Genomic DNA, 606 nt, shown 5'->3' with positions numbered 1-606 from the left:
ATGCTGTATAGAGCACAAGGATTCGATGAAGCCGCATTGCATCAAACGGTGACCCAGGTGACGGAGCATCATGATGCGCTACGTATGGTCTTTCGTCAGACGGAACAGGGCTATGAAGCGTGGAATCGCGGTGTGAACGAAGGTCAGCTGTACAGTCTGGACGTTGTTGATTTGACGGGTGTCGAAGACGCGGCAGATGTGACGGTGGCGATTGAAATGAAAGCCAATGCCATCCAAAGTTCCATTCGTCTGGACGAAGGACCGCTGGTGAAGCTGGGACTTTTCCGCTGCATGGATGGAGATCATTTACTGATTGCCATTCACCATTTGGTCATAGACGGGATTTCGTGGCGGATTGTGTTTGAGGATTTTGCCACGGGGTATGAGCAGGCCGTGCGGGGAGAAGCGATTCGCCTGCCATATAAAACGGACTCTTTCTCCGACTGGGCAGAACGTTTGTCTCAATATGCGAATAGCCCGGCGATCGAAAATGAACGCGAATATTGGCAGCATCTCGCTCAAATGGAAATTGCATCGTTGCCTAAGGATCAAGAGAGAGCGGAGGGACAACATTCTCTAATCAGAGACACTGCGACGGTGAGCGTA

1 protein-coding gene is annotated in these 606 nt (G+C 51.2%); it reads left to right on the top strand.

All coding sequences use genetic code 11. From position 1 onward, the window contains the following. A partial coding sequence (locus G9G53_RS25690; RefSeq protein WP_238794865.1) for a condensation domain-containing protein occupies window positions 1-606 on the top strand: 606 nt, incomplete at both ends.

It is taken from the genome of Paenibacillus sp. EKM206P (assembly GCF_011066155.1).
Lineage (GTDB): Bacteria > Bacillota > Bacilli > Paenibacillales > Paenibacillaceae > Paenibacillus > Paenibacillus polymyxa_D.
This window is presented reverse-complemented; position numbering and strand designations above follow the sequence as displayed.